The sequence below is a fragment of the Flavobacterium sp. genome (assembly GCF_046153165.1).
Classification (GTDB): Bacteria; Bacteroidota; Bacteroidia; order Flavobacteriales; family Flavobacteriaceae; genus Flavobacterium.
The window spans coordinates 21,317-27,739 of the sequence record NZ_JBJXEN010000007.1; the positions used below are offsets into that span (position 1 = coordinate 21,317).

10 protein-coding genes are annotated in these 6,423 nt (G+C 28.6%); 5 read left to right on the forward strand and 5 right to left on the reverse strand.

Features of this window, described 5'->3' with window-relative positions:
• The first annotated feature begins 2 nt into the window (after positions 1-2).
• A complete protein-coding gene (locus tag ACKVOV_RS01190) occupies positions 3-743 on the forward strand; it encodes a head GIN domain-containing protein (RefSeq protein ID WP_409204949.1) in 741 nt (246 codons plus the stop codon).
• Positions 744-817: 74 nt separating this feature from the next.
• Positions 818-1,654, forward strand: a complete 837-nt coding sequence (locus ACKVOV_RS01195; protein WP_409204950.1) for a GIN domain-containing protein — start codon at positions 818-820, stop codon at positions 1,652-1,654.
• Positions 1,655-1,708: 54 nt separating this feature from the next.
• Here the strand turns inward: ACKVOV_RS01195 and ACKVOV_RS01200 are convergent, their stop codons facing one another.
• From ACKVOV_RS01200 to ACKVOV_RS01215, 4 genes are all read right to left on the reverse strand, one after another.
• The gene (locus ACKVOV_RS01200) at positions 1,709-1,906 is read right to left on the reverse strand and encodes a hypothetical protein (RefSeq protein WP_409204951.1); all 198 of its coding nucleotides are present in this window, start codon (positions 1,904-1,906) and stop codon (positions 1,709-1,711) included.
• Positions 1,907-1,981: 75 nt separating this feature from the next.
• Complete coding sequence (gene mnmD, locus ACKVOV_RS01205) at positions 1,982-2,647, reverse strand: tRNA (5-methylaminomethyl-2-thiouridine)(34)-methyltransferase MnmD (RefSeq protein ID WP_409204952.1); 666 nt, start codon at positions 2,645-2,647, stop codon at positions 1,982-1,984.
• Positions 2,648-2,649: 2 nt separating this feature from the next.
• Positions 2,650-3,081, reverse strand: coding sequence for a hypothetical protein (locus ACKVOV_RS01210; RefSeq protein WP_409204953.1), 432 nt, complete (start codon positions 3,079-3,081; stop codon positions 2,650-2,652).
• Positions 3,081-3,578: a DUF4920 domain-containing protein gene (locus ACKVOV_RS01215; protein ID WP_409204954.1), complete on the reverse strand. Its 498-nt coding sequence runs from the start codon at positions 3,576-3,578 to the stop codon at positions 3,081-3,083. Before ACKVOV_RS01215 ends, ACKVOV_RS01210 begins: the two co-directional genes overlap by 1 nt.
• A gap of 221 nt (positions 3,579-3,799) precedes the next feature.
• Here ACKVOV_RS01215 and ACKVOV_RS01220 point away from each other — a divergent pair, with 221 nt between their 5' ends.
• Positions 3,800-4,867 (forward strand): branched-chain amino acid aminotransferase, encoded by a 1,068-nt coding sequence (locus tag ACKVOV_RS01220; RefSeq protein ID WP_409204955.1) that lies wholly within the window; start codon positions 3,800-3,802, stop codon positions 4,865-4,867.
• A 79-nt stretch (positions 4,868-4,946) separates the two neighbouring features.
• On the opposite strand, the gene ACKVOV_RS01225 is transcribed toward ACKVOV_RS01220, so the two are convergent.
• Entirely contained in the window at positions 4,947-5,333 is a 387-nt protein-coding gene (locus ACKVOV_RS01225; protein ID WP_409204956.1) for a hypothetical protein, read from the reverse strand.
• A 75-nt stretch (positions 5,334-5,408) separates the two neighbouring features.
• Between ACKVOV_RS01225 and ACKVOV_RS01230 the strand changes: the two genes are divergently transcribed.
• A complete protein-coding gene (locus ACKVOV_RS01230) occupies positions 5,409-5,597 on the forward strand; it encodes a hypothetical protein (RefSeq protein ID WP_409204957.1) in 189 nt (62 codons plus the stop codon).
• A gap of 63 nt (positions 5,598-5,660) precedes the next feature.
• Positions 5,661-6,423 (forward strand): AraC family transcriptional regulator (locus tag ACKVOV_RS01235; protein ID WP_409204958.1); only part of this gene is annotated, 763 nt, incomplete at its 3' end.

Sequence of the window (6,423 nt, forward strand, 5' to 3'; positions counted from 1 at the left end):
TTATGATAAAACTAATGGTTCATTTAGTACGAATAGTAATTGCAACGTGTATTGTGTTATTATTTAATTCTTGCAAGTATGATATAGATTTTGGCGAAAAAATTACTGGAAGTGGTCATGTCGTTACAAAAGAAAGAAACTTAGATGCTTTTACAAAAATTGAAGTAAGTCAAGGACTGGATTGCGAAGTGACTCAAGGAAATGATCAAAAAGTTGTAATCGAAGCAGATGATAATTTACAAGACGGTATAATTACTACTGTTAGTAATGGTGTCTTAAAAATATCTTCAAAATACAATAATTATTATAATGTGAAATCTAAAAAGATTATGGTTCAAATACCTAATATCTCTAGTTTAGAATCTACAAGTGCTGCTTATTTAGTTACTAAAAACATTATAAAAGGAGATAATATTGCTTTAAAATCTAGCAGTGCAAGTAAATTAAATGCAAATATTGAAGCAGATTATGTTGCTCTAGAAACTTCTAGCGGAAGTGATTTAAATGTTGAAGGAAAAGCACTCGAAGTAACAACAGCATCATCTAGTGGAAGCAGTATTGATGCCGAAAAATTATTAGCTAACAATATAATTTCTCAAAGTACAAGTGGAAGTACAACTATTGTAAATCCAATACTGAAACTAAAAGCTCATGCATCAAGCGGAAGTTCTATCAGTTATTCTAAAACTCCTAAAAATTTATCTATCGAAGAAAATTCTGGAGGAAGTGTAGATAAGGAGTAAAAAAACTTAATTTTATTAAAATCATTCACCAAAAGTGAATGATTTTTTTATATTTGTAGTAAACATATTTCAAAATGAAAAAAATTAACCTACTTATTTTTGCAATCTTATTTACTACCATCTCTTTTGCCCAAAAAAAAGAAAAAGTTAAAGGATCTAAAATTGTAACTGTCGAAAATGTTGAAGTTGCTGCTTTTACAGAACTTGAAGTCGAAGACAATCTTGAAGTTTTTTTAATAAAAGGTGATAAAAATGCCATCGAAGTTGAGACCGATGAAAATTTGCACACAGCCATAAATCATCAAACGTATGGTAATTCTTTACGATTAAATACAAATAAAGAAATTTCAGGTTTCAAAAAACTGGAAATTAGAGTAACTTATACAGACAGTTTGAAATTAATTTCTGTAAAACATGAAGCAAAATTGAATGCAGTTTCTGAAATCCAGTTAAAAAATATTACCATAAAAACTTATGATTATTCTAAATCATTTATTGCTGCAAATTCCCCAAATTTCACATTATTAGCAAATGACAAATCAAAAGTAGAACTAAACTTAAAAAGTGTGGATGCATTTGTAGAAATGAGTAAAAACACAAATATAAAAGCACACATTACTTCAAATAAATTAAAATTTGATATGTATCAAAAATCTGAAGCGATTCTTGATGGAGAAGTAACTGAAATGAAGCTTCGTTTAGATAATAGTACAAGTTATGAAGGTCAAAAGCTAATCTCAAAAATACTTAATCTAACTACAGAAAGTAATACAAAATGTAGTGTTTACACAAATGGTAGTTTGTCTATATCTGCTGCAGGAAAATCGGAAATTTCGATATTTGGTGATCCAAAAATAGAATTAAAGAAATTTAGTGATGAAGCTACTTTATATAAAAAAGTAACAAAATAATTATTAAAATATAAGCATAAAAAAATCCCAATTTACATTGGGATTTTTTTATGCTTATACGTTCAAATAAATTTCGCATCGCCTAAGTTCTGGTTTCTCCTTTGTGAAGTTAAAGAACCAAACTGCTAGTTCTTCAAGTTCGAAAGGCAATAACGTTTTTACTGCTTTCTCTAATTCTTTACAAAACAAAATAGGATCAAAACTAACTCTTTCAAGAATTGATTTTGCATAATTAACCATTAATTTTGACATAGTATTTAATTTAAAATTGTGGTATTGTATTACTCAAATCTACACAATTAAAACGTAAAAAATCCTAATAAAGTATTAAAGTTTTTTAAACCCTATCATCATTTCACGTTTTCCTGGTGGCCCAGCAACTTTTTTAACAATAAACCCAACTTCTTGCATAGATCTTTTTACAACGCCACGAGCTGCGTAAGTTACTAGAATCCCATTATCTTTAAGAGCTTCAAACATATTCTTAAAAATTTCGGTACTCCACAATTCTGGTTGGACTCTATAACCAAAAGCATCAAAATAAATTAAATTGAAAGCATTTTTGTCTTGAATATCTTGAAAAAACTGTTTTCGCTTTGTTAATGAAAATTTGGGATTAAAAATATGTTTATCTTCCCAACTGCAATCATGCATTTTTTGGTAATCAGATTCAAACTCTTTTGCTTTTAGTTCTTCTAAATAATTCATTTCTAGCGCTTCATCTTTAGAAACAGGATAAGCTTCAACACCAGTATAATCAATTTTTAAATTATTTTTTTGAGCTTCTAACAAAGTAATAAAAGCATTTAATCCAGTTCCAAAACCAATTTCTAAAATTGAAATATTATTTTCTTCAACTAAAGAAAGCCCATTTTTAATAAAAACATGATATGCTTCTTGTATAGCGCCATGTTTAGAATGATAACATTCATCCCAGTCAAGCAAATGAATCGTTGTAGATCCATCGAGGGTTTTTATAATTTCTCTTTTCAAAACTACTTAATATATAGTTTTTTTATTCTCACTATTGGTCCACCACATTTTACTTCGTGACATTTTACACAAACATCAATACTTGCATTAAAATGTTCTTTGCTATTTTTAGCGTCTTTATAAATTAATTCTTGTGATTTTATAAACTCAGAGGCATGTTGCTTAAAGAAATCGTCGTTTTCTTGTTTGTCAGTCATTACCGAGCTGTGAATTTTTAGAAAATGATTAGGAAATTTACCTATCGTATCACCTTTAATGATTCTTTGTTTTAATCGTTCATTATCTACATACATTTGTTCCATAAGAATAGCCATTTCTGACATTTCGTACATATCAAATTTTTTATCCGATGCTGGTTTTTCGCAATTTTCTTGTTTTTTATTACAAGAAAATAATATTATTGAAGCTAAAATTACTATTAAATATTTTTTCATTATTTTTTTATTAAAACACCATCAGCCATAAATGAATAGGTAGTTTTTGGTGCCACAATACTATCAATAGAAGCTTGAGATTGTCCTGCGTCTTTAGCATAATGTTTTAACTCATCAATAGATTCAATGCTTACATAAGCTTTTCCGTTTACTATTGCTTCTTCATTGTCAGCATTTTTAGGAACAAAAAAAGCATAGTCTTTAAACTTTACGAATGCCTCTTTATCATTACCTAAATTTAGAGTCATCCAACAGCCTTTTTTCTTACAAACTGAATTTATTTTAGACTTGAATTTTACAGTTAAAGTGTCCCCTTCTTTTAAGGTTTCAAATTGTTTAGACATTTCTTCGGCAGATATTGCTTTTTCATCAGATATTTTATCTCCAAAACTAGCATATTCAGTTTTAGCATTTTCGTTAGTGTTTATCACTTTATTTTTATCATTACAACTAATAAGTGAAGTTATAACTGCTAGTGAAAGAATGAGTTTTTTCATAATATTTTTAATGTTATTGTTTAAGAATACAAATCTAACAAGAAAATCACAACTTAGTAAATTTAGTTTAACGAAAAACTCATTTTATTACTAAAAACTCAAATAATCATTTGTTGCAATTGTTTTAAGATAAAAATCCCTCTTAATTGATTAAATATTTGCCTTAACATTTACAATACACTTTGTTTTTTACTAAATTAGCAAAAAATTAATTTTCTGTAATGGGTTTAGATATTCAAAGCGAAATCGATGTAGTGAAAGTAGCTTCTTCAAGGATTAACGAGGTAGATTTTGAGAATCTAGCTTTTGGTAATGTTTTTACAGATCACATGCTTATGTGTGATTTTAAAGACGGAAAATGGGAAAAGCCTATTATAAAACCATATGCACCTTTTTTATTAGATCCTTCAGCAAAAGTTTTTCATTATGGCCAAGCCATTTTTGAAGGAATGAAAGCTTATAAAGATGATAATAATGATGTTTGGCTTTTTAGACCCGACGAAAATTTAAAACGTTTTAATAAATCGGCAACTAGAATGGCAATGCCAGAAGTACCTGAACATATTTTTATTGATGGTTTAAAAGAAATTTTAAAAATCGAAAAAGAATGGGTTAAAAAAGGTGTTGGAAACACATTATACATACGTCCGTTTATGATTGCTATTGGTACTGGTGTTATTGCGCAACCATCTACACAATATAGATTTATGATCATTTTATCGCCAGCAAAATCTTATTATTCTGGTGAAGTAAAAGTTATTATTGCGGAACATTATAGTCGCGCTGCAAATGGCGGAATTGGTGCCGCAAAAGCTGCAGGAAATTATTCGGCACAATTTTACCCAACAAAATTAGCTAATGAACAAGGTTTTCAGCAAATTATCTGGACAGATGATGCGACGCATACTACGTTAGAAGAAGCTGGAACCATGAATGTGTTTTTTAGAATAAATGACACCTTATATACCGCACCAACTAGCGAACGTATTCTTGATGGTGTAACTAGAAAAAGTTTAATAGATTTAGCTAAGCGTGAAGGTATAAAAGTGGCTGTTCAGCCTGTTTTAGTTTCAGAAATTGTAGAAGCTGCTAAAAATGGTTCTCTTAAAGAAATATTTGGAGCAGGAACTGCTGCAGTGGTAAACCCAATTGTAGGTTTTTCCTATCAAGATGTTTACTATGAATTACCTAAAACGGAAAACTCAATAGCTTTAGAATTAAAAGAGAAGCTAACAAATATTCAGCACAAACTAGCAGAAGACACTTTTGGTTGGACTGTTAAAGTTTAAATTTAGGCAAGATATTCATATAAAAGACAAAAGCAGAAATGAGTGTAAAAACTTATTTCTGCTTTTTTTTTGATTTTACTTAAATCTTAAGAATTTCTTCAAAATTAGGTTTAAAATAATTAGGTCCTTTTAACACTTTTCCATCTTCTCGATAAATAGGTTTACCGTCATGACCCAATTTACTCATATTACTACGCTGAATTTCATCGAAAACCGCCTCCATTTTGTCTTGTAACCCATGTTCTATAATAGTTCCACACAAGATATAAAGCATATCACCTAGAGCATCAGCAATTTCTATAATATCGTTATTAGTAACTGCTTCAAGATATTCTTCGTTTTCTTCTTTCATCAAATTGTAACGAAGTAAATTTTTATTTTCACCTAAATCACCCGTAGGATTGGTATTTATTCCTAATCCAAAAGCAGAATGAAACTCATGAACAGATTTTATTTGTTTTTGCATTTTTTATATTAATTAATTTAAGTCGCAAATTATTAAAATGAAATTACAATTGATTATTTTTACAAAAAAATATTTATGTTTAGTTCTGGACAATTAATTTTTGCAGCAATTTTTGCAATTTGCTTTATCATAATCATGATCTTTTCTTACCGAAAAGATTTAAAAATTCACAAACAGTATTATAAAGGAAGTTTATGGATATTAGTTGGATTCATATTATTTATAGGCTTTCTATTTATAATTAAATCATTAATGAAAGAATAGACATAATATTAATTTTTTTGAAAAATTTTTCATATTTTTAACAAAAATTTTATTTATTCTTATATGAGAATTGCAAAATATATCTTTTTATTAGTCTTACTAATTACCATAACGGTCTCTGTTTTTGTTGCTACAAAAGACGGAAATTACATAGTAACAAAGAGTAAACAAATTGATGTATCTAAAGAAATCGTTTTTAATTACGTCTCAGATTCCAAAAACTGGGAAACTATAAATCCTTGGAAAGGAGAAAATACAAAAGTAAAATCTGTTCAAAAAATTGGCGAAGAAACCATTTTGCAAAATATTATTATAAATGAAGTCCCTGCAGAACTGGAACTAACTTTTAGAGATACTTTATCTAAAAAAACAATCGTAACTTGGACTACAAAAGGTAAATTAAGTTTTAAGGATAAATTTTTAAGTATTATAAACCGTGGAACTCATAACGATTTTGCTGAAAAATTCGAGAATGGCCTTACAACTTTAAATACTATCTTGACTACCGAAATTAATAGCTTTACTATAAAAGTTGATGGTTTTGTAAATCGTGATACCATTTTTTATATACAACAAGTAGTTAGTTGTAAAGTTGAAGAATTACCTGCGAAAATTAAAAAAACACTTCCCAAACTTAATCAGTTATTAAAAATTACAAATACACCTGAAAACGGAGCGCCATTTATTGTTTATCATTCTATAGATAGTTTGGCGAATAAAATAACTTTCTCTGTTGCAATTCCGACTAAACAGAAGGTTTTCACCTCGACCGAAAGCGATATTTATACAGGACAAACTAATCCTTTCCAGGCAGTAAAAGCAACGC

Excerpts from the sequence above, each read along its gene's own strand:
- ACKVOV_RS01190 (WP_409204949.1), top strand. The coding sequence starts at position 3 with ATGATAAAACTAATGGTTCATTTAGTACGAATAGTAATTGCAACGTGT.
- ACKVOV_RS01195 (WP_409204950.1), top strand. The coding sequence starts at position 818 with ATGAAAAAAATTAACCTACTTATTTTTGCAATCTTATTTACTACCATC.
- ACKVOV_RS01200 (WP_409204951.1), bottom strand. The coding sequence starts at position 1,906 with ATGTCAAAATTAATGGTTAATTATGCAAAATCAATTCTTGAAAGAGTT.
- ACKVOV_RS01210 (WP_409204953.1), bottom strand. The coding sequence starts at position 3,081 with ATGAAAAAATATTTAATAGTAATTTTAGCTTCAATAATATTATTTTCT.
- ACKVOV_RS01215 (WP_409204954.1), bottom strand. The coding sequence starts at position 3,578 with ATGAAAAAACTCATTCTTTCACTAGCAGTTATAACTTCACTTATTAGT.
- ACKVOV_RS01220 (WP_409204955.1), top strand. The coding sequence starts at position 3,800 with ATGGGTTTAGATATTCAAAGCGAAATCGATGTAGTGAAAGTAGCTTCT.
- ACKVOV_RS01225 (WP_409204956.1), bottom strand. The coding sequence starts at position 5,333 with ATGCAAAAACAAATAAAATCTGTTCATGAGTTTCATTCTGCTTTTGGA.
- ACKVOV_RS01230 (WP_409204957.1), top strand. The coding sequence starts at position 5,409 with ATGTTTAGTTCTGGACAATTAATTTTTGCAGCAATTTTTGCAATTTGC.